The 16,652-nt window shown below is 69.2% G+C and carries 12 protein-coding genes; 10 read left to right on the forward strand and 2 right to left on the reverse strand.

What is annotated here, in order from left to right; translation table 11 throughout:
• Positions 1–15 precede the first annotated feature (15 nt).
• From ptsP to G578_RS30350, 7 genes are all read left to right on the forward strand, one after another.
• Complete coding sequence (gene ptsP, locus G578_RS0106305) at positions 16–2,226, forward strand: phosphoenolpyruvate--protein phosphotransferase (protein WP_038013734.1); 2,211 nt, start codon at positions 16–18, stop codon at positions 2,224–2,226.
• Between the two features lie 375 nt (positions 2,227–2,601).
• Positions 2,602–3,936, forward strand: coding sequence for a helix-turn-helix domain-containing protein (locus G578_RS0106310; RefSeq protein WP_028793512.1), 1,335 nt, complete (start codon positions 2,602–2,604; stop codon positions 3,934–3,936).
• Between the two features lie 153 nt (positions 3,937–4,089).
• Entirely contained in the window at positions 4,090–5,220 is a 1,131-nt protein-coding gene (gene ispG / locus G578_RS0106315) for a flavodoxin-dependent (E)-4-hydroxy-3-methylbut-2-enyl-diphosphate synthase (RefSeq protein ID WP_028793513.1), read from the forward strand.
• Between the two features lie 138 nt (positions 5,221–5,358).
• Positions 5,359–6,615 (forward strand): glutamyl-tRNA reductase, encoded by a 1,257-nt coding sequence (gene hemA, locus G578_RS0106320; RefSeq protein ID WP_028793514.1) that lies wholly within the window; start codon positions 5,359–5,361, stop codon positions 6,613–6,615.
• Positions 6,612–7,682 carry a peptide chain release factor 1 gene (gene prfA / locus G578_RS0106325; RefSeq protein WP_028793515.1) on the forward strand — a complete coding sequence of 357 codons (1,071 nt, stop codon included), beginning with the start codon at positions 6,612–6,614 and terminating at the stop codon, positions 7,680–7,682. Before hemA ends, prfA begins: the two co-directional genes overlap by 4 nt.
• A 10-nt stretch (positions 7,683–7,692) precedes the next feature.
• Positions 7,693–8,556, forward strand: coding sequence for a peptide chain release factor N(5)-glutamine methyltransferase (prmC, locus tag G578_RS0106330; protein WP_038013737.1), 864 nt, complete (start codon positions 7,693–7,695; stop codon positions 8,554–8,556).
• A 213-nt stretch (positions 8,557–8,769) separates the two neighbouring features.
• Positions 8,770–9,714 carry a DUF4167 domain-containing protein gene (locus tag G578_RS30350; protein ID WP_084618721.1) on the forward strand — a complete coding sequence of 315 codons (945 nt, stop codon included), beginning with the start codon at positions 8,770–8,772 and terminating at the stop codon, positions 9,712–9,714.
• Positions 9,715–10,015: 301 nt separating this feature from the next.
• Here the strand turns inward: G578_RS30350 and G578_RS0106340 are convergent, their stop codons facing one another.
• Complete coding sequence (locus G578_RS0106340) at positions 10,016–10,774, reverse strand: MOSC domain-containing protein (protein WP_028793517.1); 759 nt, start codon at positions 10,772–10,774, stop codon at positions 10,016–10,018.
• Positions 10,775–11,021: 247 nt separating this feature from the next.
• Between G578_RS0106340 and clpB the strand changes: the two genes are divergently transcribed.
• A complete protein-coding gene (clpB, locus tag G578_RS0106345) occupies positions 11,022–13,637 on the forward strand; it encodes an ATP-dependent chaperone ClpB (protein WP_028793518.1) in 2,616 nt (871 codons plus the stop codon).
• 212 nt (positions 13,638–13,849) lie between these two features.
• On the opposite strand, the gene G578_RS25060 is transcribed toward clpB, so the two are convergent.
• A complete protein-coding gene (locus tag G578_RS25060; RefSeq protein ID WP_084618722.1) occupies positions 13,850–14,251 on the reverse strand; it encodes a GIY-YIG nuclease family protein in 402 nt (133 codons plus the stop codon).
• A 322-nt stretch (positions 14,252–14,573) separates the two neighbouring features.
• On the opposite strand from G578_RS25060, the gene trpB reads away from it, so the two are divergent.
• Together trpB and trpA are read left to right on the forward strand one after the other, a co-directional pair.
• A complete protein-coding gene (gene trpB / locus G578_RS0106355; RefSeq protein ID WP_028793519.1) occupies positions 14,574–15,800 on the forward strand; it encodes a tryptophan synthase subunit beta in 1,227 nt (408 codons plus the stop codon).
• A complete protein-coding gene (gene trpA / locus G578_RS0106360; protein ID WP_028793520.1) occupies positions 15,800–16,636 on the forward strand; it encodes a tryptophan synthase subunit alpha in 837 nt (278 codons plus the stop codon). The genes trpB and trpA overlap by 1 nt, the downstream gene beginning before the upstream one ends.
• The last annotated feature ends 16 nt before the right edge of the window (positions 16,637–16,652 follow it).

The raw sequence follows: 16,652 nt of genomic DNA on the forward strand, positions 1-16,652 counted from the left end.
GGTGGTCCCCGTGAGATGTTGCGCCGTCTGCGCGACGTCATGGCGGGGGTCGGCACGCCGCAGCAGCGCCTCGACAGCACCGTCCAGGTGATCGCCCACGAGCTGGGCGCGGAGGTCTGCTCGATCTATGTCCAGCGCCCGGGCCGGGTGCTGGAGCTCTGCGCCACCCAGGGCCTGAACCCGCAGGCGGTCCACCGGCTGTTCTTCCAGCCGGGCGAAGGCCTGGTCGGCCATATCGCCGAGACCCGTCTGCCGCTGACCCTGGCCGAGGCGCAGAGGCATCCGAAATTCGCCTACCGCCCGGAGACCGGGGAGGAGGCGTTCCAGTCCTTCGCCGGCGTGCCGATCCGCCGCTCCGACCGGGTGCTCGGCGTGCTGGTCGTGCAGCACGTGTCGATGCGCGAGCTCGACGAGGAGGAGGTGGAGTCGCTGGAGACCCTGGCCATGGTCCTGGCCGAGGTGCTGACGACCATGAGCCTGCCGGGCGGCGATCCGAGCCGCGACCGCGGGCCGCTGGTGATCCACGGCATCCGTATCCATGACGGGGTGGCGATCGGCAGGGCGCGGCTGCATCAGCCGCGGGTGGTGATCGGCGGCGTCGTGGCCGAGGACTCGGCCGTCGAGCACGAGTTGCTGCGGGCGGCGCTGGCCGACATGCACGAGTCCCTGGACCGGGTGATGGAGTCGGAGGCCTTGTCGGCGGCCGGCGAGCATCGCGACGTGCTGGAGACCTACCGGCTGATCGCACGGGACACCGGCTGGATCGGCCGCATCCGCGACGCCATCGACAGCGGCCTGACCGCGGCGGCCGCCGTGCAGAAGGTGCGCGACGACACCCGGTCGCGCATGGCGGCGGTGAAGGACGAGTACCTGCGCGAGCGGCTGGCCGATTTCGAGGACGTGGCCCTGCGCCTGCTGCGCCGCCTGGCCGCCGGGGAGGCCGCCGAGGAACCGGCGACGCCGGACGAGCCGTTCATCCTGGTTGCCCGCTCCATGGGGCCGGCCGAGCTGCTGGACTATGCCGGCGCCCAGCTCAAGGGGCTGGTGCTGGAAGAGGCCTCCGCCACCGCCCATGTCGGCATCGTGGCCCGCGCCCTCGACATTCCGGTTGTCGGGCGGCTGGCCCATCTGATCGAGGAGGTCGATCCGGGCGACCCGCTGATCGTCGATGGCGACCACGGCCAGGTGCTGGTACGGCCGGGCGACGACGCCCGCGCCCAGTTCCGCGAGAGCCTGTCGGTCCGCGAGGCCACCCGCGCCCGCTACGCCGCATTGCGCGACACCCCGGCGGTCAGCCGCGACGGGGTTCGGCTGTCGCTGCAGATGAATGCCGGCCTGCTTGTGGACGTCTCCCAGCTCGAGGCGGTCGGCGCCGAGGGCATCGGCCTGTACCGCACCGAGATCCCGTTCCTGGTGCGCCGGGAATATCCCGACGTGGACGCCCAGACCGAGCTGTACGGCCGCATTCTCGACAGCGCCGGCGGGCGCGCGGTGACCTTCCGCACCCTGGATGCCGGCGGCGACAAGCGGCTGCATTCCTTCGTCCATGAGGTGGAGGAGAACCCCGCACTCGGATGGCGGGCGTTGCGCATCGGGCTCGACCAGCCGGCGATCCTGCGCCAGCAGGTCCGGGCGATGATCCAGGCGGCCGGCGAGCGGCCGGTGCGGATCATGGTGCCGATGGTCGCCACCGTCGACGAGTTCCGCGCCGCCCGCGCCATCGTCGACCTGGAGATCGCCCGCGCCGCCGCCCGGCCCGAGGCCATGCCCAGCACGATTTCCGTCGGCGCGATGGTGGAGGTGCCGTCCGCCCTGCTGGCGATCGACGAGCTGGCGCGCGAGGCTGATTTCCTGTCCGTGGGCAGCAACGACCTGCTGCAGTTCCTGTTCGCCGCCGACCGAAGCGGGGAGCGGACGGCGAATCGGTATGACCCGCTTTCGGTGTTATTTCTCGATGCCATGCGACGTATCGTGGAGGCCGGAAAGCGGGCCGGCATCGACGTGTCCGTCTGTGGCGAGATGGCGGGCCGGCCGCTCGAGGCGCTCGCCCTGTCGGCACTCGGTTACCGCACACTCTCGATGTCCGCCGTCTCGATCGGTCCGGTAAAGGAGGCCATACTTTCTTCGAATATCAATCAGTTATCAGACTTTATTTTGTATTCGATGAAAAAAAAGACAGGTTCCCTACGAAATCACTTGAAGAGTTACCTGTCGGACCATCGCTGAAACCCGCGGGTTCCGGCCGAGGTTTTCCGTCGCCTTTCTAAGACGTCAAGGCGGCTCTCCTGAATAGGTAATTGAATTACATAAAACATTGAAGTATCGTCGCCCGGTGATGAGAGCGGTTCGCGCGGGGGCGGAGACGCGAGCCGGAAAGTGCCATACCGCTACTTGGCCGAGGCGACCATGACGCTTAAGACGGCACGGACAAAGTTGCGGCTGACCGAGATCGAGTCGCTGACGCAAGCCGGCCGGGCCCGAACCCGGGAGGCCGCGAACGAAGCCGGATCCCGGGGCACGGGCAGTGGGAGTGCCCGTCCGGTGTCCGGCATCGGGTTTGGCCGGCCTGCGGAAGGGTCGTCCGCCCAGGAGGGAGACGCGATGCCTTATCGAGACTCCGGATCGGACCCGACCATCGGGCAGGAACTGATGCAGGCGCGCGAGTCCGCCGGTCTGGGGATCGACGATGTCGCCGCCCAACTCCGCATCCGCAAGGAATTCCTCGCCGCCCTGGAAGAGGGCCGGCCGGACGTGTTGCCCGGCACGACCTACGCCATCGGCTATGTGCGCACCTACGCCGCCTTCCTCGGCCTCGATGTCGAGCGCGCGGTCACCCGCTTCAAGCACGAGGCCGCCGGCCTCGACCAGCGCACCCAGCTCGTGTTCCCGTCGCCGGCACCGGAAGGGCGCGTCCCCGGCGTCGGCCTGATGTTCGCCTCCGTCCTGCTCGCCGGCCTCGCCTATGGCGGCTGGTACTGGCTGTCCGAACGCGGCATGTCGGTCTACGACATGGTTCCGGACGTGCCCGAGCGGCTCGCCGCCCTGATCGAGGGGCAGAACGCGCAGACGACGATGCCGGCACCGCCGCCCGCCACGCCGACGGCGACTTCTTCGGCTGCGACCGACTCCCAGGGGACGTCCTCGGCGGCGCCTGCCGATACCTATACCGCCGCCAACCCGACCAGCGTTCCGGTCACGGCCCGGTCGAGCAGTGGCGAAGCGCCGGCCACGGGACTCGCGCCGATCACGCCCACCGCGCCGGCCGCCGAGACCGCTCAGTCGGCGGCGGCACCGGCTTCCGCGATCACCCGGCCGACGACCGACGCGCCGGCGGCGACCCCGGCGCCCGTCGCCCCGGTCACGGTGACCGCCGCTCAGGCGCCGGAAACCACTGCCGCTCCTGCCGACACACCCGCCGCCACGGCGGAGGACACCCAGGCGGCCGATCCGGAGCCGAGTGCGACCGCCCTAGCCTCCGCCGCGCCGGAGCCGACCCAGGCCCTGGCGGCGAGTCAGCCCCTGGCGACCGCCGACACTACCGGCACCGCAGGCCAGCCGTCCAACCCGGTGCCCAGCGCGCCGCGCTTGAGCGGACTGATCGGCGCCTCCGAAGCGGCGGTTCCTGGTGCGGGTGCCGCCGAGCGAACCCCGGCTGCGATCGAGCGGGTCGTGGTTCGCGCCACCGGCGAGAGCTGGGTGCAGGTCCGCGCCGGCGACGGCACCACCCTGTTCACCCGCGTTCTGCGCAACGGCGACGTCTATCGGGTGCCGGACCGTCCCGGTCTGACCCTGGCGACCGGCAATGCCGGTGCGCTGGAGATCGTGGTCGACGGCGCGCCGGCCCCGAGCCTGGGCACCTTCGGCGAAGTGGTGCGTAACATCGCCCTCGACCCCTCGCGGCTTGCCGCCGGCACGGCGATCGCCGGACGCAACTAGCCCCGATCCGCAGGGGGCAGCAGAGGGGGTAGCGGCCGGGATCGGCAGCCGGTCGCGGCCGCCCGGAGTCGGGCCCGGCTTTCGTGGCGGCCGGTCATCGTCTATAAGGGGCGCGAAGCAGAACCCCCCACTGCACCGACAGCCGAGGCCACCATGAGTGTCCGACCGTACCGCGACATCCACCGGCGTCCATCCCGCCGCGTCAATGTGGGATCCGTGCCGGTGGGCGACGGGGCGCCGATCACCGTCCAGACCATGACCAATACCCTGACGGCCGACGTCGAGGCGACCGTGGCGCAGATCCAGCGTTGCGAGGCCGCCGGCGCCGACATCGTGCGGGTAAGCTGCCCGGACGAGGACTCCGCCCGGGCGCTGAAGCAGATCACCGCCCAGGTGTCCGTGCCGATCGTCGCCGACATCCACTTCCACTATAAACGGGCCATCGAGGCGGCCGAGAACGGTGCCGCCTGCCTGCGCATCAACCCGGGCAATATCGGTTCGGCGGCGCGGGTGCGCGAGGTGGTGCAGGCCGCCAAGGACCATGGCTGCTCCATGCGGATCGGCGTCAACGCCGGCAGCCTGGAAAAGCACCTGCTGGAGAAATACGGCGAGCCCTGCCCCGAGGCGATGGTCGAGAGCGCACTCGACCACGCCAAAATTCTCGAGGACAACGACTTCCGCGACTTCAAGATCAGCGTGAAGGCCTCCGACGTGTTCCTCGCCACCGCCGCCTATCAGGGCCTGGCGGATGCCTGCGACTACCCGCTGCATCTCGGCGTGACCGAGGCCGGGGCCCAGCGCGTCGGCACGGTGAAGTCCTCCATCGGGCTCGGCATGCTGCTGTGGAGCGGCATCGGCGACACCATCCGCGTCTCCCTGTCGGCGGCGCCGGAGGAAGAGGTGAAGGTCGGCTTCGATATCCTGAAGTCGCTGAACCTTCGCCACCGCGGCGTCAACGTGATCTCCTGCCCGTCCTGCGCCCGCCAGCAGTTCGACGTCATCGAGAACGTGCGCGTGCTGGAGGAGCGGCTGGCCCACATCACCACGCCGATGACCGTCTCGGTGATCGGCTGCGTGGTGAACGGCCCCGGCGAGGCGCGCGAGACCGATATCGGCATCACCGGCGGCGGCAACGGGACCCACATGGTCTATATCGCCGGCCAGCCGGACCACCGCCTGAAGAGCAAGGACGTGGTCGACCACATGGTCGAGCTGATCGAGAAGAAAGCGGCGGAGATCGAAGCCGAACAGGCGGCTGCGGACGCGGGCGTCGCGGCGGAGTAGACTCGCCCGAGAAGACTGGACCGGAAGCCGGGCGGCACGCCCGGTCGCGGTGGGAGCCGGAATTTGGCACGACGATTTCTGGAGCGCGGACTCGACCGGACCGACGGGACGCGGACCCCCGCGCTTTAGGGCCGCGCCATGCCCGCCGCCCCTCCGCCGCTCCAGGTGATCGGCGTCGATCATCGTACCTGCCCCGACGGGGTGCGCGAGAAGCTGTTCGTCGACGATGCCGAGATGCCGGCCATGCTCGACGCGCTGAAGGCCCATGGCGCCCGGGAGGCGCTGGTGCTGTCCACCTGCAACCGGGTGGAGGTGATCGGGCGCTTCCAGGACCCGCGGATCTCCCCCGACACCGTTGCCGCCGAACTCGGCCGCCCGGTGGATCTCGACGGCGCCGTGCTGCGCCCGCTGCTCTATGCCCATGACAGCGACGAGGCGGTGCGCCATGTGTTCCGCGTCGCCTGCTCGCTGGACAGCCAGGTGGTCGGCGAGCCCCAGGTTCTGGGCCAGGTCCGCGCCGCCCACCGGCTGTGCCGCGATCTCGGCGGCACCGGTCCGGTGGTGGAGGACACCATGCGCGCCGCCTACGCGGTGGCCAAGCGGGTGCGCAGCGAGACCAGAATCGGGGAGGGGCCGGTCTCGCTGGCCGCCGCCGCCGTCGCCCGGGTGCGCGACCTGTTCGGCGATCTCGACGGGCGCAGCGGCCTGCTGGCGGGCACCGGGGAGCTCGGCCTGCTGATCGCCGAGCACATGGCGTCGGCCGGCATGGAGGGGATGGAGGTGCTCGACCGCTTCCCCCGGCGCGCGGCCCTGGCGGCGCGCGACCTCGAGGCGCATCACGGCGGGCTCGATCAGCTCGGCGCCGCCCTGGACCGGGCCGATGTGGTGGTCACCACCCTGGGCGAGGGGCAGTACCTGATCACTGCCGAGATGATCGAGGCCGCGTTGCGCCGCCGGCGCCGCCGTCCGTTCTTCCTGCTCGACCTGTCGGTGCCCGGCGATGTAGAGCCTGCGGTCCACCGGCTGGACGAGGCCTACGTCTATGATGTCGGAGACTTGGAGGCGATCACCCGTGCCGGGCTGGCCGACCGCGCCGGCGAGGCCGCCCGGGCGGAGATGATGGTGGAGGAGGCCGTCGCCGCCTTCACCCGCGACCGGTCGGGCCGGGATGCCGCCCCGGATATCGCCGCCCTGCGCGCCCATGTGGAGGCGATGGTGGCCGAGGTCACGGGCGCGGACGAGGATCTCGCCCGGCGTATCGCCGCCCGGCTGGCGCACGCGCCGTCGGTGATGCTGCGCGACCTGGCGGAACAGGGCCGGCTCGACCGGCAGACGAAAGACATGGTGTTCCGGCTGTTCGACATGCCGGACCCGCAGGGAGGAGACGAGACGTGAGCCTTGAGGCGACCCTCGACCGGGTGGTCGATCGCGCGAAGGAGCTGGAATCGCTGATGTCCAGCCCGGAGAAGCTGGACTCCAGCGCGTTCCAGAAGATGTCGCGCGAGCTGTCGGAACTGGCGCCGGTGGTGGCGAAGGTCGAGGCGCTGAAGCGCACCCGGGCCGAGCTGGCCGAGGCCCGGGCCCTGGCCGATGGCGGCGATGCCGAGATGAAGGAGCTGGCCGAGGCCGAAATCTACGAGATCGAATCCCGCCTGCCGGATCTGGAGCGCGAGGTGCAGGTCCTGCTGCTGCCGAAGGACGAGGCGGACGAGAAGAACGTCATCCTGGAAGTCCGCGCCGGGACCGGCGGCGACGAGGCGGCGCTCTTCGCCGCCGACCTGTTCGCCATGTACCAGCGCTATGCCCAGAACCACGGCTGGCGGGTCGAGGTCATGGAGGTCTCCGAGAACGAAGTCGGCGGCTACAAGGAGGCGGTCGCCTCCATCACCGGACGCGGGGTCTATGCCCGGCTGAAGTTCGAGAGCGGCGTGCACCGGGTGCAGCGGGTGCCGGTGACCGAGAGCCAGGGCCGTATCCACACCTCCGCCGCCACGGTGGCCGTGCTGCCGGAGGCCGAGGAGGTGGACATCCATATCGAGGACAAGGACCTGCGGGTCGACGTCTACCGCTCCAGCGGCGCCGGCGGTCAGCACGTCAACACCACCGACAGCGCCGTGCGCATCACCCACATCCCCACCGGCGTGGTCGTCACCCAGCAGGACGAGAAGTCGCAGCACAAGAACCGGGCCAAGGCCATGCGCATCCTGCGCGCCCGGCTGTACGACCTGCAGCGCCAGGCCGCCGACGATGCCCGCGCTGCCGACCGCAAGAGCCAGGTCGGCTCCGGCGACCGCTCGGAGCGCATCCGCACCTACAACTTCCCCCAGGGCCGGGTCACCGACCACCGCATCAACCTGACCCTCTACAAGCTGGACCGGGTGATCACCGGCGAGGCCCTGGACGAGGTGCTGGACGCGCTGATCGCCGAGGACGAGGCCGAGCGTCTGGCGACGCTGACCTGACGGCCGGGCGGTGACCGGCATTCGCGAAGCCCTGAAGGCCGCGGCAGCGGAGCTCTCCCGCGCCGGGATCGAGGGCGGGCGACTGGACGCAAGGCTGCTGCTCGGCCATGTGCTGGGGCGTGAGGTCTGGCCGCATGAGGAGGTGCCGCTCGACGACGCGGCGCTGGCGCGCTACCGGTCGCTGGTGGCGCGCCGCATCGCCCGCGAGCCGGTGAGCAAGATCATCGGTCGGCGGTCTTTCTGGACGCTGGACCTGGCGGTGACGTCGGACACGCTGGATCCGCGTCCGGACAGCGAGACCGTGATCGAGGCGGCGCTGGACTCGTTCCGCGGCCGCGCTCCGCCCCGGCGTATTCTCGATCTCGGCACCGGCACCGGCTGCCTGCTGCTGGCGGCCCTGTCGGAGTTTCCGGGCGCCACCGGCATCGGCATCGACCGCTCGCCGGCGGCGGCCGAGGTGGCGCGGCGCAATGCCGGGGCGACCGGCCTCGCCGGCCGGGTGGAGATCCGCTGCCAGGACTGGGACGAAATCGCCGAGGACGGCCGGTTCGAGCTGATCCTGTCCAACCCGCCCTATATCGCCGAAGCCGAGGTGCCGACGCTGGCTGAGGAGGTGCGGGATCACGATCCGATCGGCGCGCTGGCCGCCGGCCCGGACGGGCTCGACGCCTACCGCGCGCTCGCGCCGGTGCTGGCCCGCATGCTGGCGGCGGACGGGCTGGCGGTTCTGGAACTGGGGATCGGGCAGGGCGATGCGGTCGCCGCGATCATGGTGGGCGCCGGCCTGGCGGAGGTCGCTCGGAAAGCCGATCTGGCCGGCATTGAAAGAACACTGGTTCTGAAATGGAATGACACCCGTTCGGGTACCCCCTAGCAGTCGGAAAACCGCTTGGAATACATGGGGAAGCAAGATAGTGTGCAGTTCAGGCGGGGGGCTCATTTGGCCCAAGCCGAAGCCACATTCAACATGGTGATCGCAGAGCGCGGTCCACCCGGTGCCCCAGGGGACACTGGCTGAATTGTTTGAACATGTGGCCTGCGAACCGGACACGGGGTCCGCTTCGAAACAACAGGAAATGTGGTTGGCATGAGACAAGGCCCACACCAGAAGCGTGGTCGCGGACGGGGTAACAACCGTCGCCCGAACACGCCGAACCGCAATCAGACCTTCGACAGCAACGGGCCCGACGTCCGCATCCGCGGCAACGCCAATCAGGTCTACGAAAAGTATCTGGCACTCGGCCGGGACGCCACGGCTGCCGGCGACCGGGTGCTTGGGGAAAGCTATTTCCAGCACGCCGATCACTACTACCGGATCGTCAGCGCCTTCGCCGACAACGACGCCGATCGCCAGAACCGCAGCGGCCAGGGCCAGCAGCCCAATGGCGGCCCGCGCGACTGGAACGACGACGATGACGACGGCGACGACTATCGCGCCGGCGGCAACAACGGCGGCAATGGTGGCGGCAACTCCGGCGGCGGCAATCAGGGCGGCAACCGCTCCCAGGACGGTAACCGGTCGAACGATGGCACCCAGGGCGGAGGCCGCGGCGGCGACCAGCGCGAGGACCGTCGAGGCGAGCGCCGGGCGGCGGAGGATCAGTCTTCCGGTTCCGACCGTCACGACAACAGCGCCGACGAGCCGTCCGCCGCGCCGGCGCAGGCTCAGCCCCAGACCCAGCCGCAGACCCAGCCGCAGGCCGAGGAAGAGGCCGCTCCGGCGCGCCGTCCGCGCGGCCGTCCGCGCCGTGCAGCCGCCTCCGACGATGCCGCTCCGGCGGTCGAGGAGGATGGCATCCGCCGCACGCTTCGGGTCGCCAGCAATAAGGACGGTGCCAACAAGGACGGTGCCAACAAGGACGGTGCCAACAAGGACGGCGCCAACAAGGACGGCGGCGAGACTGCCTCCGCCAAGGCGTCCGCTGAGGCGTCCGGTGAGGAGGAGCAGCCGCGTCCGCGCCGCCGCCGCCGCGCCGCCAGCGCCGACCAGCCGGCCAATACCGACGACGACGGCGCCGCCGCGGCGAGCTGACCGTCTCCCCCTAAAGCATAAGAAAGGCCCGGTCGCGCGACCGGGCCTTCTTCTTTTCGGGGTGATTCCAGTCCACCGCTCTTCATCATCCCGGACTGGATCCGGGCTCCGAGCGGAACGAGGGCTCCGGCTGGGCACCGGACCTACCGGACGGTTCCGCCGCCCGCGGCTCGATCCTGACGCATGTCAGGACCAGGCCGCCGAACCATCCGCCGGACTCCGGCCCGACTCCGGCCCGACTCCGGTGCAGGTCCGGGCTCGCCCGGGATGGCGGAGCAAGCAGAAGAAGGGTCCGGGACCCTCAATCCACGCTCAGCGCATCACCCGCCGCCACCCGGCCGCCTTCGGTCACCCGGACATAGATACCGCACTGGGTATGGCCGAAGCCGCGCTGCAGGTCATGTGGGATGGTCAGGTCGCGCTGGCCCGTCGCCGGATTGGCGTTGGTGGCCGCACAGCGCCCGGTGATCTCCTCCACCCGCACGCGCGCTGTCCCGATGGTGAGGCTGCTGTCGACCCAGCCCATCTCTTCCCAGGGCTCCAGTCCGTCGACCAGCAGGTTGCCGCGGAACCGCATCGGGTCGACCGGCTTGCCGACCACCCGCTCCAGATCCCGCACCGAGGCCAGGTTGATGATCGACAGGAACGGTGCGTCCACATCCGTGTAGCCGCCTTTGCCCAGGTCCACGACCTTGGGCGCGCCGCGCAGGTCGTTCTTGGCATAGGCGGCGAAGAACTGCTCGATCACCGCGCAGCCGGTGCGGCTCGTCAGGTCACCGCGGGCGATCTGCCGGCCGTTGCGACGGATCTCCAGGGTGGTCGTCGCATCGTCGAACACGGTCTCCAGCGCCGCCAGCTTCGGCACGCTCATCACCTGCAGGAAATGCGCCTTGGAGTGCCAGTCGGGCGCGGCCGGATCGACCGGGGCCGAGCCGTGGGCGATGGCGAAGCGGCGGTCGAACGGGATCAGCCGGTCCGCCGCGAGCTCGACGGAGTCAAGCGCCTGGGGCGACAGGCCTTTCACCGGATAGCGATGGATCGATGTGACGCGCGCGTTCATGACCTGACAGAACGCCCGTCAAAGGTCGCTGTCAACGCGGGCGTGCCGCCGATATCCGCCGGCCGGTCTCTTGTGTTGCCGCAGTGCAACACCTATCTCTGATCCGAGGAGGGGCGGTGCCTCATTGGGCCGCCTTGAAATGCCGATCGGGAGTACTCTTCTCCTGGATCGGACCAGGCCGTCGAGGTCGCCTGATGGGGCGTCGGCGGTCGTACTGGCGAAACGCGGTACTCGTGGAGATTGGGACATGAATTTCGAGAAGCTTTCCGACCGCTGCAAGGGCTTCCTGCAGGCGGCGCAGACCATGGCGCTCGGCCGCGGTCATCAGCGGCTGATGCCGGCACACCTGCTCAAGGTGTTCATCGAGGATTCGGAGGGCCTGGCGGCCACGCTGATCCAGCGCGCCGGCGGCGATTCCAAGGCCGCCCTGGCGCGGGTCGACGAAATCCTGAACAAGATGCCCCAGGTCGAGGGCGGCGGCGCCGGTCAGGTCTACATGTCGCCGGAACTGGCGAAGATCCTGACCCAGGCCGAGGAGGTCGCGAAGAAGGCGGGCGACCAGTACGTCACCGTCGAGCGGCTGCTGCTGGCGATCGCGCTGGCGTCGGGAACCGATGCATCCAAGGCGCTGACCGAGGCGGGGCTGTCGCCGCAGAACCTGGAGAAGGCGATCCAGGACATGCGCAAGGGCCGCACCGCCGACAGTGCCAATGCGGAAGGCAATTTCGACGCCTTGAAGAAGTACACCCGCGACCTCACCGAGGCGGCGCGCGACGGGAAGATCGACCCGGTCATCGGCCGCGACGAGGAGATCCGCCGCACCATCCAGGTCCTGTCCCGGCGCACCAAGAACAACCCGGTGCTGATCGGCGAGCCCGGCGTCGGCAAGACCGCCATCGTCGAGGGCCTGGCCCAGCGCATCGTCAACGGCGACGTGCCGGAGGGCCTGAAGAACCGCAGGCTGCTGGTGCTCGACCTGGGTGCGCTCATCGCCGGCGCGAAGTTCCGCGGCGAATTCGAGGAGCGCCTGAAGGCGGTGCTGAACGAGCTCGGCAACACCGACGGCGAGGTCATCCTGTTCATCGACGAGCTGCACACCCTTGTCGGGGCCGGTGCGGCCGAAGGCTCGATGGACGCCTCCAACATGCTGAAGCCGGCCCTGGCGCGCGGCGAACTGCATTGCGTGGGTGCAACCACCCTCGACGAATACCGCAAGCATATCGAGAAGGACGCCGCCCTGGCCCGGCGCTTCCAGCCGGTGCTGGTGTCCGAGCCGGGCGTGGTGGAGACCGTGTCGATTCTGCGCGGGCTTAAGGAGAAGTACGAGCTGCACCACGGCGTGCGGATCACCGACAGCGCCCTGGTGGCGGCGGCCAACCTGTCCAACCGCTACATCACCGACCGCTTCCTCCCCGACAAGGCCATCGACCTGATGGACGAGGCGGCGAGCCGGCGGCGCATGGAGGTCGACAGCAAGCCCGAGCAGATCGACGAGCTGGACCGCAAGATCATCCAGCTCAAGATCGAGCGCGAGGCCCTGAAGAAGGAGGACGACAAGGCCAGCCGCGATCGTCTGGAGACGCTCGAGGAGGAGCTGGTCGGTCTGGAGGAGCGCTCGGGCGAGCTGACCGCCCGCTGGCAGGGCGAGAAGGAGATGCTGACCGGCGCCCATAAGGTGAAGGAGAAGCTGGACGCGGCCCGCCAGGATCTGGAGGTGGCCAAGCGTGCCGGCGACCTGACCCGGGCCGGCGAGCTGACGTACTCGGTCATTCCGCAGCTGGAACAGACCCTGGCCCATGCCGAGGACGCCTCGTCCAAGCGCATGCTGAAGGAGGAGGTGTCGGACAACGACATCGCCTCGGTGGTGTCGCGCTGGACCGGCATTCCGGTCGACAAGATGCTGGAGGGCGAGCGCGACAAGCTGCTGGCGATGGAGGACAACCTGCACAAGCGGGTGGTCGGCCAGGACGAGGCCATCACGGCCGTCGCCAACGCGGTGCGCCGGGCGCGCGCCGGGTTGCAGGATCCGAACCGGCCGATCGGCTCGTTCCTGTTCCTGGGCCCCACCGGTGTCGGCAAGACCGAGCTGACCAAGGCGCTGGCGGAGTTCCTCTTCGACGACGAGCACGCCATGGTGCGGCTCGACATGTCGGAGTTCATGGAGAAGCACGCCGTCGCCCGTCTGATCGGCGCCCCTCCGGGCTATGTCGGCTACGAAGAGGGCGGCACCCTGACCGAGGCGGTTCGCCGCCGGCCGTACCAGGTCGTGCTGTTCGACGAGGTCGAGAAGGCGCATCCGGACGTGTTCAACGTGCTGCTGCAGGTGCTGGATGACGGCCGCCTGACCGACGGTCAGGGTCGCACCGTCGACTTCCGCAACACCATGATCATCATGACGTCGAACCTCGGCGCCGACGCTCTGGCGGCGATGCCGGACGGCATGGGCGTGGACTCGGTGCGCGAGCAGGTGATGGAGGTGGTGCGGGCGTCGTTCCGGCCGGAATTCCTGAACCGGATCGACGAGGTGCTGCTGTTCACCCGCCTGGCGCGGGAGAGCATGAAGGGCATCGTCGACATCCAGCTCGGCCGCCTGCGCCAGATGCTCGCCGACCGCGACATCAAGCTGGCCCTGGACGACGCGGCTTTGGCCTGGCTGGCGGAGACCGGCTACGACCCGGTCTACGGGGCGCGGCCGCTGAAGCGGGTGATCCAGCGCTCGCTGCAGAACCCGCTCGCCAACCGCATCCTGGAAGGTCGGATCAAGGACGGCGACGTGGTGATCGTGTCGGCTGTCGACGGCGCGCTGGTCATCGACGGCGAGACCGCGGCAAACGGCGACGTGGCGATCGAGGCGGCGGAGTAGAGCTGCCGCCGGGTCTCGCTAATACGCCGTTTCGTTTCGGAAGGGGGACGGTTTCGGCCGTCCCTTTATCCGTTTCGCATGGTTCTCTCTTTCGTGTCGTTCTCTTGCGCCCTGCCGCGAGTTGGGTCCCGGGCCGCCTCCGGATCAAGTCCGGAGCCGCCCGGGATGACGGGCTAAGATACTGAATTTGTTTTCAATATTTCCTTCTTGCGTCATCCCGGACGAGACCGGACTTGATCCGGGCTCGGGCCGGGACCCAGCGCATCCCTCCGGTCGCCCCTGATCGGTGGCGCAGCGAAGGGTGCGAGGTTCAGATCTCCGGTCCTAAGCGACTGATAAAGATCCTCCCACCCGGGATTCACCCCCTCAATCAGCGCCAGCTTCCAGGCCCGGCGCCAGCGCTTCACCCGCGTCTCCCGCAGGATCGCGTCCTCCATCCGGCCGTGGAGTTCGAAATAGACCAGCCGGTGGACGCCGTAGGTTGCGCAGAAGCCTGCCGTCGCCGCGCGATGCAGGGCAACCCGCCTGACCAGGTCGCCGGTCACGCCGGTATACAGCGTCCCGTTGCGCCGGGAGGCGAGGATGTAGACGCAGGGCCGGATCGGATCGCGCATGGTCGGGGTATGGACGTGCCAGGGCTGTTTTCCGAGTCGCTGGGTCCCGGCCCGAGCCCGGATCAAGCCCGGTCTCGTCCGGGATGACGGGCTAAGAGGGGGACAAACACAGGCGGTCGTCATCCCGGGAGAACCCGGACCTGATCCGGGAGCTGCCCGGGACCGAGCAACAACGCGCCCGCTGCACTCAGCGCAACCCCAAATGCGGTAACCCGAGCCCCACCGCACCCCCCGGCACTACCGCGGCCCCCGCTCCTCCCTTGCATCCCCCCGCCTGCGGCCTTAAGACCGTGCCTCACCAACGCTTTCACGAGGTTTCGGCATGGCCAGCCCAGCTCCTGCGAACAGCCTGCGATCCGGTCCCGACAAGGACGGGCATTTCGGTATCTTCGGCGGCCGTTACGTTGCCGAAACGCTCATGCCGCTGATCCTGCAGGTCGAAGAGGCCTATACCGCCGCCAAACTGGATCCGGAGTTTCAGCGCGAGTTCGAGTACTACCAGAAGCACTACATCGGCCGGCCGAGCCCTCTGTTCTTCGCCGAGCGGCTGACCAACCACTTCGGCGGCGGCAAGCTGTACTTCAAGCGCGACGAGCTGAACCACACCGGCGCGCACAAGATCAACAACGTGATCGGCCAGGCGCTGCTCGCCAGGCGCATGGGCAAGACCAAGATCATCGCCGAGACCGGCGCCGGCCAGCACGGCGTGGCCACCGCCACCGCCTGCGCCCTGTTCGGCATGGAGTGCGAGGTCTTCATGGGCGCCGTCGATGTCGAGCGCCAGAAGCCGAACGTGGACCGCATGCGCCTGCTCGGCGCCAAGGTCCATCCGGTGACCTCCGGCTCGTCGACCCTGAAGGACGCGATGAACGAGGCCCTGCGCTACTGGGTCTCCAAGCCGGACACCCATTTCTACATCATCGGCACCGTCGCCGGACCGCACCCGTACCCGGCCATGGTCCGCGACTTCCAGTCGGTGATCGGCATCGAGACCAGGGAACAGATGCTGGAGGCCGAGGGACGGCTGCCGGACACGCTGGTGGCCGCCATCGGCGGCGGGTCCAACGCCATGGGCCTGTTCCACCCGTTCCTGGACGACACCGACGTCGCTCTGGTCGGCGTGGAGGCCGGCGGCTACGGCATCGACACCGGCCAGCACGCCGCCTCGCTCACCGGCGGGCGTCCGGGCGTGCTGCACGGCAACCGCACCTACCTGCTGCAGGACGAGGACGGCCAGATCACCGAGGCCCACTCGATCTCCGCCGGCCTCGACTACCCGGGCATCGGGCCGGAGCATTCCTGGCTGCACGAGCTGGGCCGGGTGAACTACGTCTCGGTCACCGACGACGAGGCGCTGGAGGCCTTCGCGCTCTGCACCCGCAAGGAAGGCATCATCCCGGCGCTGGAGCCGTCCCACGCCCTGGCGCATGTGGCCAAGATGATCGGCGACCTGCCGAAGGACCATATCGTGGTCATGAATCTCTGCGGGCGCGGCGACAAGGACGTCGACGCGGTCATTCCGAAGCTCGAGGCGAAGGGTCTGGTCTGATGGGTGCTGGTGTGGGGCGCATCGACGCCAAGTTCGCGTCGCTGAAGGAACAGGGCCGGGCCGGCCTGGGCGTGTTCATCACCGCCGGCGATCCGGACGCGAAGACCAGTGCGGCGCTGCTGAAGGGCCTGCCGGGTGCGGGGGCCGACATGGTCGAGTTCGGCATGCCGTTCACCGATCCGATGGCCGACGGCCCGGCGATCCAGGAGGCGAGCCAGCGCGCGCTGAAGGGCGGCATGACCCTGAAGGGCACCCTCGCCCTGGTGCGGGAGTTCCGCCAGGACAACCAGGACATGCCGATCATCCTGATGGGCTACTACAACCCGATCTATGCCTACGGCGTGGACGCCTTCCTGACCGACGCGCTGGATGCCGGGGCGGACGGGCTGATCGTCGTCGACCTGCCGCCGGAAGAGGACGACGAGCTGTGCATCCCGGCGCTGAAGAAGGACATGGCCTTCATCCGGCTGGCCACGCCGACCACCGACGACAAGCGGCTGCCCAAGGTGCTGACCAACACAGCCGGCTTCGTCTATTACGTCTCCATCGCGGGAATTACCGGCACCGCCTCGGCGTCTAACGATATGATCACCAGCGCGGTCGAGCGGCTGAAGCGCCATACCGACCTGCCGGTCTGCGTCGGTTTCGGCATCAAGACGGCGCAGCAGGCGGCGGACGTGGCGAAGGTCGCTGACGGGGCCATCGTCGGCACCGCGGTGGTCAACGCGATCAAGGACTCCCTCGACGGCGAGGGCCGGGCGACCGACAAGACCGTGCCGACGACCCTGGATTTTGTTAAGACACTGGCCGACGGCGTGCGCGGCGCGCGCACCTGATCCTGGAAGCGGAGTA

Origin of the sequence: Thalassobaculum salexigens DSM 19539, assembly GCF_000423805.1 — a bacterium.
GTDB lineage: Bacteria > Pseudomonadota > Alphaproteobacteria > Thalassobaculales > Thalassobaculaceae > Thalassobaculum > Thalassobaculum litoreum.